This window comes from Streptomyces sp. NPDC040410 (assembly GCF_055595715.1).
On record NZ_JBVIVK010000005.1, the window covers coordinates 108,223 to 122,509 of the forward strand.

At 69.6% G+C, this 14,287-nt stretch carries 14 protein-coding genes and 1 pseudogene; 1 reads left to right on the forward strand and 14 read right to left on the reverse strand.

Going from position 1 to position 14,287, the window contains the following annotated elements; all coding sequences use genetic code 11:
- Positions 1 to 44 precede the first annotated feature (44 nt).
- The 14 genes and pseudogenes from ACZ562_RS12745 to ACZ562_RS12810 all read right to left on the reverse strand — a co-directional run bounded on the left by ACZ562_RS12745 (position 45) and on the right by ACZ562_RS12810 (position 12,749).
- Positions 45 to 290 (reverse strand): hypothetical protein, encoded by a 246-nt coding sequence (locus ACZ562_RS12745; RefSeq protein WP_471177155.1) that lies wholly within the window; start codon positions 288 to 290, stop codon positions 45 to 47.
- A gap of 331 nt (positions 291 to 621) precedes the next feature.
- Positions 622 to 1,542 (reverse strand): annotated as a pseudogene (locus tag ACZ562_RS12750) (peptidoglycan-binding protein); the annotation flags it as partial.
- Positions 1,543 to 1,677: 135 nt separating this feature from the next.
- A complete protein-coding gene (locus ACZ562_RS12755; protein WP_471177157.1) occupies positions 1,678 to 2,115 on the reverse strand; it encodes a hypothetical protein in 438 nt (145 codons plus the stop codon).
- The gene (locus ACZ562_RS12760; protein ID WP_471177160.1) at positions 2,115 to 3,224 is read right to left on the reverse strand and encodes a hypothetical protein; all 1,110 of its coding nucleotides are present in this window, start codon (positions 3,222 to 3,224) and stop codon (positions 2,115 to 2,117) included. Before ACZ562_RS12760 ends, ACZ562_RS12755 begins: the two co-directional genes overlap by 1 nt.
- Positions 3,221 to 4,147 (reverse strand): hypothetical protein, encoded by a 927-nt coding sequence (locus tag ACZ562_RS12765; protein ID WP_471177163.1) that lies wholly within the window; start codon positions 4,145 to 4,147, stop codon positions 3,221 to 3,223. Before ACZ562_RS12765 ends, ACZ562_RS12760 begins: the two co-directional genes overlap by 4 nt.
- 13 nt (positions 4,148 to 4,160) lie before the next feature.
- Complete coding sequence (locus tag ACZ562_RS12770) at positions 4,161 to 5,114, reverse strand: phage distal tail protein (protein WP_471177166.1); 954 nt, start codon at positions 5,112 to 5,114, stop codon at positions 4,161 to 4,163.
- Between the two features lies 1 nt (position 5,115).
- Positions 5,116 to 9,384, reverse strand: a complete 4,269-nt coding sequence (locus ACZ562_RS12775) for a phage tail tape measure protein (RefSeq protein WP_471177169.1) — start codon at positions 9,382 to 9,384, stop codon at positions 5,116 to 5,118.
- 33 nt (positions 9,385 to 9,417) lie between these two features.
- Positions 9,418 to 9,816, reverse strand: a complete 399-nt coding sequence (locus tag ACZ562_RS12780; protein WP_360822697.1) for a hypothetical protein — start codon at positions 9,814 to 9,816, stop codon at positions 9,418 to 9,420.
- Positions 9,759 to 10,313, reverse strand: coding sequence for a hypothetical protein (locus tag ACZ562_RS12785; protein WP_471177172.1), 555 nt, complete (start codon positions 10,311 to 10,313; stop codon positions 9,759 to 9,761). The genes ACZ562_RS12780 and ACZ562_RS12785 overlap by 58 nt, the downstream gene beginning before the upstream one ends.
- Before the next feature lie 2 nt (positions 10,314 to 10,315).
- Positions 10,316 to 10,954: a phage tail tube protein gene (locus tag ACZ562_RS12790; RefSeq protein WP_471177175.1), complete on the reverse strand. Its 639-nt coding sequence runs from the start codon at positions 10,952 to 10,954 to the stop codon at positions 10,316 to 10,318.
- Between the two features lie 134 nt (positions 10,955 to 11,088).
- Entirely contained in the window at positions 11,089 to 11,532 is a 444-nt protein-coding gene (locus ACZ562_RS12795) for a hypothetical protein (protein WP_471177178.1), read from the reverse strand.
- On the reverse strand, positions 11,529 to 11,957 hold the full coding sequence (locus ACZ562_RS12800; RefSeq protein WP_471177181.1) for an HK97 gp10 family phage protein: 429 nt from the start codon (positions 11,955 to 11,957) through the stop codon (positions 11,529 to 11,531). The genes ACZ562_RS12795 and ACZ562_RS12800 overlap by 4 nt, the downstream gene beginning before the upstream one ends.
- Positions 11,957 to 12,388, reverse strand: coding sequence for a DUF6093 family protein (locus tag ACZ562_RS12805; protein WP_280886949.1), 432 nt, complete (start codon positions 12,386 to 12,388; stop codon positions 11,957 to 11,959). The genes ACZ562_RS12800 and ACZ562_RS12805 overlap by 1 nt, the downstream gene beginning before the upstream one ends.
- On the reverse strand, positions 12,378 to 12,749 hold the full coding sequence (locus ACZ562_RS12810; RefSeq protein WP_471177184.1) for a hypothetical protein: 372 nt from the start codon (positions 12,747 to 12,749) through the stop codon (positions 12,378 to 12,380). Before ACZ562_RS12810 ends, ACZ562_RS12805 begins: the two co-directional genes overlap by 11 nt.
- 242 nt (positions 12,750 to 12,991) lie before the next feature.
- On the opposite strand from ACZ562_RS12810, the gene serS reads away from it, so the two are divergent.
- Complete coding sequence (serS, locus tag ACZ562_RS12815; RefSeq protein ID WP_471177187.1) at positions 12,992 to 14,272, forward strand: serine--tRNA ligase; 1,281 nt, start codon at positions 12,992 to 12,994, stop codon at positions 14,270 to 14,272.
- Positions 14,273 to 14,287 lie beyond the last annotated feature (15 nt).

Genomic DNA, 14,287 nt, shown 5'->3' on the forward strand with positions numbered 1-14,287 from the left:
TGCACACTGTCGGACAACACCTCCTGACGGCTGGGGGGTTCGTCTCATCCGCGAGCCAGGCTGACCACTGTGAGCGCCACCGCGGTGATGCTGGCCAGGACGGCGACGGTCGGCAGCGGCCAACGCGTCTTCTCCAGCGTGCTCACCCGCTCCTCCAGCTCCTCCAGTGCCTTGTCCGCCTGGTCGCTGCGCTGGACGAGCAGCGCCAACTGGCCGTCGATGCGCGCCAATCCGACCTCCAGCGCCGATCGGAGCTCGGCGAGCGCGAGCGCGACTTGCCCCTCGGGCACGGCTTCCTCCTCTCCTCTGGTCACGAGCTGGTCAGTACTTGGGGGTGGCCGGATCGCGCTTCACCGGCAGCCAAGACGCCGTTCCGGGCCTGCCCAGCGCGGTGCCGAGTGTGGACTTCAGGGCGGCGAGCGCGGCGGGTATCGCGGAGACCGCGGCGGCCTGCCACGCCGACAGGGACACCATGTCCGTCGTACTGGAGGCGGCCATCAGGCCCAGCAGCGACTGGACGTAGGTGGCGAGGGTGCGCTCGGCAACGTCAGCAAGGGCCTGCGGCATCGGGTCGTGCTCCTGGTTCGGGGTGGTCGGGGTGGGTTCGGCGGCGCCGGCAGCCTGGTGCGGGACGCGCAGGTCCGCCCAGGTCTGAGGGCCAGGGATGCCGTCAGCATCGGCGCCGTGGTGCCCGCGCTTGATCTGGTAGGCGGCGTACGAACGGCGGTGTGCGTCGTTCCAGACCTGTCCGGGCGTCGTGTCGTAGGAGTCGCAGCCCTCAGCGATCAGGCGCTTGGCCATCTCGGCGATCACCGGCGAGGAGCGGCCGTCCCGGAAGAACTGGGCCCCCGGGTAGGCCGCGTACTTCGGTGTCGGCTTGGGCTTCGGCTTCGGGTCCGGCTTGGGCTTTGGGTCCGGCTTCGGCTTCGGGTCCGGCTTCGGCTTGTCGCCTCCCTTGAGGTGCCGGGCAACCCGGGCGCGGAAGTCGTCCATGTCGATGCCGCCGGGGTCCGGCTTGGACGGCTTCCATTCCTTGTGACCGATGACGCTGTGCTCGTTCCACCCATGCGCACGGCACACCGCGGCGGCAGCCCGCGCCATCGCGTCCAGCTGCGCCGACGGCCAGGACTGGCCCCCGGTGTTGATGCACTCGAAGCCGTAGAAGTGCCGGTTACCGTCGGTGTCTTCCTCGTTGTCGCGCGGGAGCTTGTTCTTCTCCGCGATGACGGCGAGCAGGACGTCTGTGTCGCCCATGCCGGCGTGGTTGGTCCGGCCGTAGCCGACCAGGTGAATCGTTCCGGAGCGGTCGATCACTCCGTGACACAGAGGCCCGGGGAGGTCCTGATAACCGACGCGGCAGAGCTCGACCATGTCGGACTCTGACGAGTACGGCCCGGTGTGATGGATCATGACCCCGTTCACGGGGCCCCAGTTGCCGTGGGTGTTGCGATTGTGGGTGCGCCACTTTCCGTGCTCGACCACGCCAAGCCCGGCGCCCTTCAGCGCAGACAGGAACCTGTCCGCGCTCAGCGGTGTAGACACGCGCTTCGCCCTATCTCCCCTGCGCCGGATGGCAGTTGGCCGTGGCCGCCGTTGCGGTCCGGTCCCTCGGGAGTGCGAAGCGGGTGGAGGGTCACCCAGGCGTCATGCTACCGGCGGGGCCGGGCGCAGAGCCGTTCAGGCGTCATCGCCGTCGGTGCGGACCGACGTGCTGTCGAGGCTGATCCAGGTCGCGCGGACGCTGCCGCCGCCCTGAACGCGCAGCCTCACCATGCCCTTCGGATCGATGTCGAGCTGGAGGGTGCGCCGTGCCGCGTCGGAGGCAACATCGACGGTGCGTGGCGATTGGGGCCAGTAACCCTCGGGCAGCAGCGCAATCAGCTGCTCGTCGACGGCCCGTCCGCCGGTGAGCCCGATACGGCCGCTGAACTCCGTCGTCTCCCAGGGGTTGGCCCGGAACTGCGGCGGCTGCTCCTCGTCCGGAACGTTCGTGTCGCCCGTCAGCGGGAGGTCGCGCCACTCCGGGTACGGGGCGCGGCGTGCACGCTCCAGAGTGGTGACCCGCTTCTCCAGCCGGGCCAGCCGGCGGCCGAGGTCGGGGATCGTGTCCGGCATTACTCGTCTCCTTCCTCGCCCGTTTCGTCCTCGGGCTTGTTGGTGCGTTCCAGTTTCAGCGTCACGCGCTCGGCCGTCTCGCCCTCGCCGGGCCGCACGGTCCAGCCGACGATCCGGCACCAGCCGTCGTACTCGGTGTGTGGCTCGAACAGGCGGATCCGCACGTCGTCCCCGACACGCAGCGCGTGGAGCGGGGCGGCGGGGTGGTCGATGATCTCCAGCTCGGTCAGCGAGGACAGGACCTGGCGAGCCAGCCGCTCACGGCGGGTCCGCTGCTTCAGCTTCGCCTCGTCCTTCTCGCTGGTCTCCAGCCGGTGTTCCAAGCGCAGGCGGCCGTTGCGCTCGCCGTTCACGACAACCTTGCGCTTCTTGCCCTCACCCGCGCCGAGGCCGATGACCCACTGGGCGTAGGAATCGGCGTCCTTGATGACGTGCGGGGGGTCAACGATGTTCGCGCCGGTGGTGAATGTCAGGTCGTCCCGGCGTCGCCCGAGACGGGGCGCCCCGAGGATGATGCGCCGCTCGGCGCGGCGCCCGCGCCACGCCACGGTCTCCGACCACTCCAGGCCGTCATCGATCTCGGCCATCTCGTCCACCATCTCGCCCAGGTTGCGCGGGTCGGTCTTCGTGGTGGTGTACGGGTCCTTCGCGGTGCCAGCCTTCGCCTTGGATTTGGTGTCGTCCACGCTCACGCCGAGGTCGCCGTCCGGCTGGGCCTGGGCGTAGGCCCAGACGTCGCGGATGACCTGGCAGGGGTCGGCCTCTATGTACGGGCCGCGGCCGTCGAGGTTGCCGTGCAGGTCGAAGCGTTTGTGCAGGTAGCTGGTGAACCCGGAGGCTTCGACGGGCAGGGTGCTGCCCTCGGGCTCGGCGCGCCACAGCAGCCCGCCCCAGTCGAGGCGCGCGTTGCGCTCGACCAGGAGCACCGCGTCGCCAGCGTCCAGCGTGTCGCTGAGCGAGCGCCGGAACGTGGTCGGCAAGGTGGCCTTCAGCGAGCCGGGCCCGGATATCTCCGGGCCGTACTCGACTTCGCTCAGCGGCAGGTTCCAGTGCAGGACGTCGCCGGTTGAGGCCCGCACGACGATGTAGCGGTAGTCGGCCATCGTCACGCAGGCCCTTCCGTGAACGCGACGTCGAGCGTGACCGTGGTTCCCTTGGCCACGGTCAACTTGCCGTCTCCGTACTTGTCTTGCTGGTTGATCTCGACGGCCAGGTGCTGGCGGGTCCCCCGGTAGGCGGGCGGCACGGCGAGCGTGTCGGCCAGGGTGACGCTGGAGCGGCGGGTCGTTGTTCCGTCGTCGTCCACGACGGTCGGCTCGGCTGCGCGTTCCCCGAGGCGGGTGCGTAGCTCGGCGTACACGGAGCCCGCCTCGGCGCGCAGCCCGGACAGGGTGATGACGACAGTGGCCGTGGTCGCCCAGGCCGGTACATCAAGGTCCCAGGCGGCCTCCTTGGGCCAGCCCGCCCACTTGCCGTGCTTGCCGGGCACCTCCTCCGTCTTGGTCGGGTGCACGGTGCGCAACGTGCGTTCGGTGCGCGGGTTCGCGATCCGCCGCAGGTCGGTGATCATGTCTGCGGTGATCGCCGCGGTGTTGCGCGGCTGAGTGATCCGGGCCAGCGCGATGCCGGTCATGCCCTCGGGCACGGTCGCGGCGTCGTGGGCCACGCCCTTGACGACGTGGAAGTAGCCGATCTCCTGCGTGCGCGGGTCGCGTTCCCCCTCCCACTCGGGATCCTCGATCCGCAGGACGATCAGGTCGGTGCGCGCGAAGGCGCTGGTCGGCTGGACATCGACCCGGGCGTCACCGATGTTGCTCTGGGTATAGGCCCCCTGCCACGGTCGGGCGCCGTGGATCAGGGCGGAGCCGTCGCTGACGCGGATGCCGGGGCCGGGAGTCTCCAGCGGCCGGACCTTCAGGTCCTCGCTCTCCGCGACGCCCTGCCGGCCTCGGGCGAGGTCGCGGATCATCAAGCGCATCGCGCGGGCAGAGTGGTCGGCCCCGCGCACCATCATCGGGGGTTGCAGCGTCACGAATGCTCTCCGTTCACAGGGTGGTGTACGCCGACCGCCACGCCACCTCGAGGCGCGCGGTGCCGGACAGGTCGGTCGCGCTCCACGCGATCTCGGAGCGTCCGGGCGGGAGGGTGAACAGGTCGAGGCGCGAGGTGTTCGACAGGGCGTTGGCCACGTTGACGGTGCCGTTGCGCAGCGCCCAGCAGGTGCTGGGCCGGGTCTCGATCTCCACCCACTCGCCGTCGCGCAGGGACAGGTCGAGTTCGAGTAGCCGGCCGGTGGCGGTGTTCCAGATCCGCGGGCTTGCGACCGGGCCGTGCACGCGCAGGCTCGGATACGTGGGCACGTCACCGCGGTTGGTGACCCATCCGGGGCGGTCGTCGGCCGGGCGATGGTTGGGGTCGGCCGGGCGGCGGCATGGGGCGGGGCGGCCCATCGCCTCGTCGACGGTGCGGTCCTCGTCGGCGGTGCGGGCGGCCTGGTCGAGGCCGAGCGTCAGCTTCGACAGGTCGTCGTCGTACCAGCGGGGGTTGTCCAGGCCCACGAACTCGATGTCCAGGGGGATCCACCCGTGCACCGCGTTGGCGGTGCTGGTCGCCTCCATGCGGCGAAGTCGCCCGTAGAGACGGCGCGTTGAGTGTCCCGGCCACCGGCCGCGCAGAACGTGACGGCCGTCCGGGCTTGTGCGCGCGTCGGGGGTGTCCAGTGCCCGTTCCAGGCGGGCGAGGATGTCGGCGGCCTTCACCGGATCGCCGGGCGTCTTGATGCCCGCCTCGAAGCGCAGGGGACGCGGACCGTAGAAGTCCCTGCCCGGGGAGGAGCCCTCGCCGTTCGGGTTGTCGGCGTCCTGCGGCCGTGTCGCGGGCGAGCCGAGCCCTTCGATGTCGCCGATCGGGACGTAGCTGCCGGTGCCCAGGACGACGCCGCCGATCTCGTACTGCCACGGGGCCAGCTTCGGCGGGTTCTGCTTCTTGGCTGTGCTCATCTCAAACTCTCCCGCCTCGCTGCGCGTTGCGCAGGGTGCGCATCATTTCGGTGCCGATCTGCTCGGGGGTGGCTCCGCTGTCGGTGACGGTGACCGGCATCGAGCCGATCAGCGGCTGCTGCTCGCGCACCACGACGACCTGGACGCGTCCGCCGGCGCGGGCGTCGACCACGCGGGTGCGGGCACGGTCGCTGCCGGTGCGAAGGTCGAAGGAGCGCACGACGCCCGCCATGGCCGCGACGCTGCGGGCCTGCTTGAAGGAGCCAGCGAGCATCGGGCTGTAGTCGCGGCCGCGGGCTCCCCGGACGCCGCCGTTGGCGTACCACTCGACCTGGCCGCCGAACCGGTCGACCACGGTCTCCACGATCGCCTTGCTCCGCTCGCGCTTGGCAGCGGCCATAGGCACATAAGCCTCCCCGCCGGTCTCCCGCTCACCCCATATGCGGTAGCTCCCGGCCGGTGCGATCTGCGCGACGTGATGCTCCCGGCGCGGTCCGCCGGTGACACCGCCGTCCGCGAAGTAGTCGACAACAGCACCGTCGGCATGCTTCTTGGCGGCACGGGCCTGTGCGTCGGCCTGGCGCCGGATAGCGTCCGCGATGTTGGTGTTCTGCTCGGCGAGCTGGCTGAAGATCGAGACGTGCCGGGTGGTGACCGTGACTTCCTTGCCGCGCAGGGCATCGATGCGCTGCTGGATAGAGTCCGCCGCCTTGCGCGGTCCGCCCGTGGGCACGCTGACCTTGACGTTCTTCGATCCGGGTACCTTCTCGATCCGGAACCCCAGCGCCTCCAGCTGCTTGCGGGCCTCGGCCGTCGGTGCCCGTACGACGACGGACTTCGCGCCCGGCGTGGCTCGGATCTTCGCCTGGACGGCTTCCATGCTCTTGATCGCCGCGGCGGTCGCTGCGGACACCTTCACGTTCTTGCTGCTCGGGGTCCGGCCAAGCGTGTCGATCAGGATGTCCAGGTTCTTCTTCGCTCCAGCGGTCGGCGCGGTGATCTTGATCTGCCGGGTGCCTGGCACCGTCTTGACCGTGAAGCCCAGCGAGCGGAGCTTCTTCTGTGCGCCGTCGCTGAGCGAGTCGACCTTGATCGTCTTCGCCTTCGGCAGCCGGTGGAACTCGGCCTGCACGGCGATCAGGTTGGCCAGGGTGGAGTCCATGCCCTTGGTCTGGAGCAGGAGGCTGACCTTGGAAGGCAGCAGGCCGAGGCTGTCGGCAACGGCCTCGGCCTGAGCCTTGGTCAGTCCGTAGCCGCGGGCCGCCCGGATCGCCTCTGCTCGTGCCCGGCTCATCTCCCCGCGGGCCTTGGAGAGCGCGGCGGGCAGGGTTTCACCGTTGCGCTTGGCCAGGTCGAAGGTGGCGACGGAAGCGTCGGCCGCCGCGTCGGACAGGGAGGTGAGCTGGGTGTAGAGCTGCTGGCCGTTGCGCGTGGTCGTGTTGAGGGTCTTGTCCTCGTTGACGAGCTGCTGGCCGCCGTAGCCCTGGTCCCGGTTGACGTTCTTGCCGCCCTCCTTCAGGTCGAGGACGGCGCTGTTCACCTTGGCCTTCGCGGCCTGGAGGGAGATCTGTCCGCCCGACAGCAGGTCGAGGGCGCTCTTGAGGGAGCGGGTGCGGGTGTCGGCGTCGGCGGTCTCGTCGGCGAGCCCGCCGACCGCGCCCTTGAGACGGTCGTACGCCGAGGTGCCGTCGCCCGCGCCCTTGGTGGCCTTGGCCAGCTCCTTCGCGTTCTTGATGGACTCGGACATCTCGCCCTTGACGCTGCCCAGGGCGTCGGCGGCGTCCTTGTACTGCTGCCCGACGTCGGTGTATTCGAGGGTGCTCACCTTCCCGCCGGCCTTGTCGACGTACTCCTTGTTCTCGTCGGCTGTGGCCTGGAGCTTCTTCTGCAGCGCGTCCAGGGACGTGCCCTGCCCCAGGTAGGCGTCGGTCAGGGAGGACACCGACACTCCCGCGTCTTCCATCACCTTGGTCAGCTGGCCCTGGCTGACCTTGGTGTCGAGCAGGACCTGAGCTGCCTGCCCGCGTACGTTGCCGTTGATCTGGCCGCCCGACTCCCGCAGCGCGGAGGTCAGAGAGGAGATCCGGGACTGATGCTCAGCGGCTGCCTGCGCCGCGCGCTGCTGGCGGGCCGCGAGGAGCCCCAGACCAACCGAGACTCCGGCCATCGCGATACCGAAGGGACCGCCCAGCGCACCGGAGATACCAGACATGGCCGAGCGCAGGCCCGAACCGGCGGCGCGGGACACTCCGTTCATCGTCCCCATGAACGTCACCCCCGCGCCGTTCGCGCTGCGGAACGCGGCGGTCATGTTGCCGAGGAAGCCGACGCGAGCCTGCACCGCCGCCCACGCCGCCCCGTACCGGGACAACGAAACGCCCGCGCTCGCCGCCAGGCTCTGCTGAACCCGCATCTGCTGGTTGAAGCTGGCGAAGCCGCTACGCACGGGGCCGGTGACGGTATTGGCGAGGTTGGTCAGGCCCGGCTGCGCACGGCGGAACAGCAACATCGCCAGGGCCGCCGACTGAATGGGGGCGGGCAGCGCACCGAAGGCGCTGACGAGACCACCGACGACATGGCCGATGGGGACCAACACGGCGGACAGCCCCGAGACCGCGTCCATCGCCAGGTTGGCGACGGTCGCGATGATGTCGAGCGTGCCGGCCGCGGCCCCGCCGTCCTGTCCGATTCCGGAGATGGCCTTCAGGATCGGCTCCGCGCCGTCGGCAGCGTTGCGCAGGACGTCGCCGAGCGTGCGGCCCGCGTTGATAAGCAGGTTCAAGCCGGTGGCCAGCGTGTGTTCGCCCAGCTCCTTCAGCGGGCCGATCAGCGCCTGGGCCTCATCGATGAGCCCGCCGAGCCCTGCGCTCGTCTTGGCCTTCAGCTCGGGCCCGTACAGCACGGCGAGGTTGCGCCCGTACTCAAGCGCCGTGGTCAGGTACGGCGTCGCACCGGCCATGCCGCGCGTCAGCAGGCGCGTCACCCATTCCAGACCAGGTGCCATGCCCTCGTACAGCGCGAGACCGGTCTGCCGTGCCTGGGTGCGCAGTTGCGTCATCGCGCCGGTCAGGCCCTGACCGCGCGAGGCAGTGATGGTCGCGGCAGCACCGGTCTGGCGCACCGCCACCGACAGCGCGTCGAAGGACTCGGTTCCCTGGTGGGCGAGTGCTGCCGCGCCGCTGAGCGCGGGCTTGCCGAACGCCCTGGTGACTCCGGCGGTGAAGTCTTTCTGGGACAGGTTGTGTTCGGCCTTGGAGAGACCGTCGATGACAACCCGGAGCCCGCGGAATTTTCCCTCGGCGTCCCAGGCGTCGATGCCCAAGTCCTTGAGGGCGCCCTGCATTTGGGGGGTCGGCGCCGCGAGGTTCGCGAAGATCCCGCGCAGGCTCGTTCCGGCGGTATGCCCAAGGATGCCGCTCTTGCCGAGCATGCCGACTGCGGCGGCGGTGTCCTGGAGCGAGACACCGAGGGCGTTGGCGACGGGCCCGGCGTACCGCATCGAATAGTAGATGTCAGTGATCGAGCCCGAGGCGTTGTTGGCCGTGGCAGCCAGGGTGTCCGAGGCGCGTGCCGCCTGGTCGGCGCCGAGACCGTACTGGTCCATGATGTCGCCCAGGTACTTGGCCGACGTGGCGGCGTTGACGTCGGCCGCCGAGGCGAGCTGGAGCGAAGCCCGGACAGCGTCGATGGACTGGTCCGCCCTGAAACCGGCCTTGCTCAGCTCGACCATGCCCTCGGCGGCGTCAGCCGCCGTCGAACCGGGCAGCGACAGGTCGTTGCCGAGTTCCTGCGCCACGACTGAGGCGCGCTTCATCTGTGAGGCGGTGGCCGAGGTGACCGCCCGGAACAGATTCATCTGCTTCTGGTAGCGGTTGCCTTCCTGGATCATCTCGCCCGCGCCCAGCAGCAGGCCGCCACCGGCGAGCATGTTGGTGGCGGACATGCCGCGCCGTCCGGCACCGGCGGTCGCCCGCTGGAGCCGGGACATGGACCGTGCGCCGTCGTCCCCCGCCGAGCGCAGCGCCGCACGGGCGGCCCCGGCGCGGGCGGTGATCCGGTTCAGCTCACCGACGGCACCGCGGGCGGAACGATTCAGCGCGGCGAACTGCGAAGCGAGGCGGGCCCCGTTGGCATCCAATCGGGCCAGGGATCGGTTCGCGGCGTCGGTGCGGTCCCCCAGGGTCCGCATCTGTGCGGAGGCAGCACGGGTTCCCGCGATCAGGTCGCGGACCTCGGCGCGCATCGCGACCGTGAGGGTGAACCCGGCCACCGCGGCGGCCTCCTTACGTGGTGCGGGGGTGGATCAGGGGCGCTGTTCGTACTGCTCGCGCGGGAGGAGCTGGATCTTCACGCCGTAGCCGGACCGGTCCTGCGGGACGTGGTCGCGTTCCTGCTCGATCAGCTCGCAGCCGGGGCAGCGCAGGGTGTCGGTGACGTAGGCGTGGGGGTCACCACCACGGGTGCGGTCCCACTCCTCCAGCCGGGTGCTGCACTCCGGGCACACCGCCCGCTGCCACTCCGACCAGGCCAGGGCCTTCGCGCGGTCTAGGTCGGACCAGCGGCCGTCGCCGCCGAGGAACTGCGAGTGCGGGATCTGGAACCGCTCGCACAGCTCCAGCTCCGCGCGCAGGCCGGCGTCACGGCTCAGCCTTTTCCCAGCTCGACCCGGCTCTCCTGCTGGATCTGCCAGGCCGCGTCCCACAGCGCGTTTGCGTCCGGCGCCGACCAGCCGTTCAGCAGCTCCTCGGCCTCCTCGCGGCTCATGCCGTCCACGGATGCTGCCGAGATCAGAGCGGCAGGGAAGGTGTCGGCGTTGAAGATCGCCCCTTCCTCCACCTGCTGTTCGGTGGGCGGGTGCTCGGAGATCAGCTCCTCCAGCACCGGGCGCGGCAGTGCGCGGAAGGTCAGGAACTCCGAGGCGGCATCCAGCGCCGAAAGGGCCTGGCCGCACGCTGTGTCGGCGTCGACGGCCTGGCGCGCGGCCAGCTCGTCACCCGGGCTGGCTTCCGCGAGGAACCGGGCGCGGCGGGCCGCCTGTTCGGCCTCGTCGTACCGCTGGCGCAGCTCGTTGTCGTCGCAGACTCGCAGGCGGTTCTGCGGCCGGGCTCGGCGGCGGAGGCGATCCATCTTGGCCGACCAGGCCCCCTCCACCGGTGTGGTGGAGGGGGACGGCCGCTTGGCCTGTACGGGGCGCGACACGATCAGCCCTCGTCGGTGTCGTGCTCGCGGACCGTCGCCTCGGTCTTGGTCTTGGTGGTACTGACCACCGTCACATCGACGTGATCACCCTCGTGGTCGTGGTGTCCGTGATCGTCGTCGCAGTCCTCGTCCGGCAGCGGGCGGGGCTGCGCCTTCGGCACCGGGCGGTCGAGCGACGGCTCGTCGGTGATCGTGAAGTCGACCTTGAACTTCGCGGCCTCGTTGCCGGTGCTGTACGTCGCGGCGCGGGTGGCGACCTGGACGGGGAACACGTCCACGCTGCGGCTGCCCGGGAGGTCGCCCTTGCGCAGGAGGACCACATAGCCCTTCGCGCCCTTGGGGAGCTGCTGCTCGATCGCGTCGGAGAATCGGTCCTCGTAGAACGTCAGGCTGGAGTTCTCCGCCTTGTCGTTGCCCGGGATCGAGGAGTTGAAGGTCGAGCCCATGTCGGGGGTCTCGATCGGGTCGTTCTCCAGGGCCCAACCCTCGATGTCCGAGACGGCATCGGTCAGGCCGAAGGCGTTGGTGATCTCCCGGCGACTGGGGTACTTCGGGTCGTTCAGGTCGGGCGCCCAGAGGATCTTGGAGATGCCGCGCCGCAGAAATCGGGTCTGGGTGGTCTTCTTCGTGCTCGTGGACACAGGTCCGCTCCCACTTCTGGGGCAGCGTCCCGTGCCGAGGCCCTGCCCCTTGATGATCAAAGGGGGTTCGCCTGGCCTGGTGGGGCTTAGCGTCCGCGCGGGCCTCCGCGGTGAGGATCAGAAGAAACGTTTCTTCACGCAGAGGTCACGGTGATCGTGAACCGCTGCACGTAGGACACGATAGCGCCTGCCGCCGACACGGAGGGGTCTCCTCCGGCGTCGTAGGTCAACTCCCTATCTATGACACGGAATTGAGGAATGTACAGGCCATGGGCCCAGTGGCCGTCGCTTCGTCCGACGACGCCGGCGCGCACGCGGTCGGCCAGCCACTCCACCTGATCGCCCCGTTCCCCGACCGAGGTGACCTGGTAGGACCAGGCCGCGTCCGCGTGCCAGTCCCACAGGGGTGGACCGCTGAACTCGGCGGGCAGCGAGTCGAGGATCGTGTACGGGGCGGCGGCGGGTTCCCAGCCGGATTTCCCTTGCACGCGCGGGAGTTCACCGGTTCCGCATGGGCGGCCGGTGGCGTGCTCGACCAGCGCAGCGAGTGCCCGAGTGACGGGAAGCCGGGCGGTCACGGCAGGACTCCGTCCGCCAGGGCCTGGATGAACGCCGATTCGGTCTGCCGGAACGCGGGCTCGACGTGCGGGAACGGCGGCTGCCGGTAGTGCCGTCCGATCGAGTCCACGCCCACGAATCCGTACTCCAGCCGCCTGGCCTGCGGTGCGTCGGAGAACACCTCGGCGGTGACCTCGCCGCCACCGGTGCGCATCCGTACGTCCCACGATGCACGGTACTGCCCGGTGATCACGTTCGGGCCGGGCCTGCCGCTCGCGTTCCGCTGGATGCGGACCCGCAGCAGCATGGCGTGGTGCCGGGTGATCGTCCGGGTGCGGGCGCGGGTCGCCGGGCCCATCCGGGCCAGCGCGGCGGCCAGCGCGATCGGGTCGCGGAAGGCAGTGGCGTCCGGGTGGGCGTTGGGGTGCGGGTTGGCTGCGGCCATCAGTCGATCACCTGGACTCGGACGATGCGCACCACGCTGTAGGTGCCCACGGCTTCGTCGGAGACGCGGAAGCGGCGGCCGACCAGTTGCGGATCGCGTGGGCCCTCGGGGCGGATGGATCCGGCAACGCGGATCACGTCGTCGCGACGCAGCGCCGGAGCGCCGACCGGCAGCACGGCCTGGTAGTCGGTGGTCGGCGGTTCGACGGCGACCGATCCCCCGACCGGCTGTGTGATGGCGGGACGGCTGATCGGCATCACCGCGCCGAGCCCGTCCCAGACCAGCTCCTCATCCGGCGCGGGCTGCACCAGCCTGCCCGTGGTCTCGTCCAGCACATCGTCCGTACGGCCCGCGCTGTCCCGCCATACCTCCAGCTGGTCATCCATGATGCGGTCGACAACGCGGCGCGCACCGTCCACGTCAAAGGCCACGGGCCCACTCCCCGAGCTGGGTGAGCATCGCCTTCGTCAGCGAGTTCGGCTCGGCCCCGAGATCTGGGCGGGCCAGCGCCGCGCGCTCCAGCGCCTCCGGATCGATCGCCTCAAGGAACACGGCCGCGGCGGGGCCTGGGTCGGGGAGGTCCGCGACCGCGACGCGGGCCATGCCGGACCACTGAGTGTCGCCGCGGTCTGCGACGTGCAGCAGGACCTCCGGCCGTTCGCCCGCGAGATGGGTGACCGAGTACGCCTTGATGGCGCGCGGGTCCACCGGCTTGCCGTCGATCTCGATGGTGGCCTGTGGCCCCTTGGCGGTGATCCGCAGGCGGTGCGACTGATCGTTGTTGTGATCCATTCAGCCGACGCTAACGGCGCTGTCGGACAGCACCCGGCGCGCACGGCTGCCGTCACGCGGCGGGATCCTTGGCAGGCGGCTGGCAGTGACCCATATCCCATACCAACCCGCTTATCGACCTGATCGTGCCGTTTTTGTGCGACGCATGGATTCCCCTACCGTGACACGATGTCTTTGTGGCGTACCATGCTGCTCTCGATGCGGGGCGGCCGGTGCCAATTACCCCCTTCGAGAGGTGCAGGATGATCGACCCGAATCTGTTGCTCCACGACGTGGAAGCTGTCGCAGCGGCTCTGGAGACGAAGGGAACGTCTCCCGAGGCTGTGCACCAGGCTCATGCTGCCCTCCTGGACCGCAGGTCGGCACTCTCTGAGCTGGAGACCCTTCGGGCCGAGATGAACCGGCGCTCCAAGGAGGTCGGGAAGCTCCTCGCCCAGCGCGATCCCGCAGCAGAAGAGGAACGGAAGCGCCTGGGGGAGCTGAAGGCGCAGATCAGCAAGCAGGAGGCCGAGTACCGGGAGGCGGAGGAGCAGTTCCGCCACCATATGCTGCGCCTGCCGAACCTGCCCTCTCCGGAGGCTCCGGTCGGGAGCACGGAGGACAGCAATGTCGTTCTGCGGCATGAAGGGCCTTCCGTGGAGATGTTCCAGGGGAAGGAGTACCGGCCGCACTGGGATATCGCCGCTGACCTGAAGGTATTCGACCCCGAGCGGGCGGCGAAGCTCAGCGGATCAGGGTTTGCGCTCCTGTACGGTGACGGGGCGAGGCTGTTGCGGGCTCTGGTGCAGTTCGGGTTGGACATCCATCGGGACACCTACCTTGAGACGGTCGTGCCTCACCTAGTGCGCGGTCCGATCATGGAGGGAACCGGCCACCTGCCAAAGTTCGCCGATGATGCGTACAACACCACGCTGGACGATCTGTGGCTGGTGCCCACCGGTGAGGTTCCGCTCACAGGTCTGCACCAGAACGAGATCCTGGAGCCCGGGGATCTTCCGAAGCGTTACATGACGCACACGGCGAGCTTCCGGCGCGAGGCTGGTTCGGCTGGGAAGGACACGCGGGGCTTTCAGCGGGTGCACGAGTTCCACAAGGTGGAGCTGGTGCGTATCTGCACTCCTGAGACGTTCCAGGAGGAGTTCGATGCGCTGTTGGCTGATGCTGAGAAGCCGCTACGCATGCTGGGGCTTCCCTACCGGGTCCTGGACCTGTGCACGGGTGACCTGACGTTCTCCTCCGCGCGGATCTTTGACCTTGAGGTCTACGCGCCTGGTGTCGGCAAGTGGCTGGAGTGCGCGTCGGTCGGTCACTTCAGTGATTTCCAGGCCCGTCGGGGGAACATCCGTTACCGCACGGCGGACGGGAAGACGGCGCCCGTGCACACGCTGAACGGAACCGGGATTGTCACGCCCCGCGTGTGGGCGGCGCTGCTGGAGCATGGGCAAAGGCCCGATGGCACGGTGGAGCTTCCTGAGGTGCTGGTTCCCTACATGGGGAAGAAGATCCTCGAGCCTCTGGGATGACGCCCAGGAGATGTG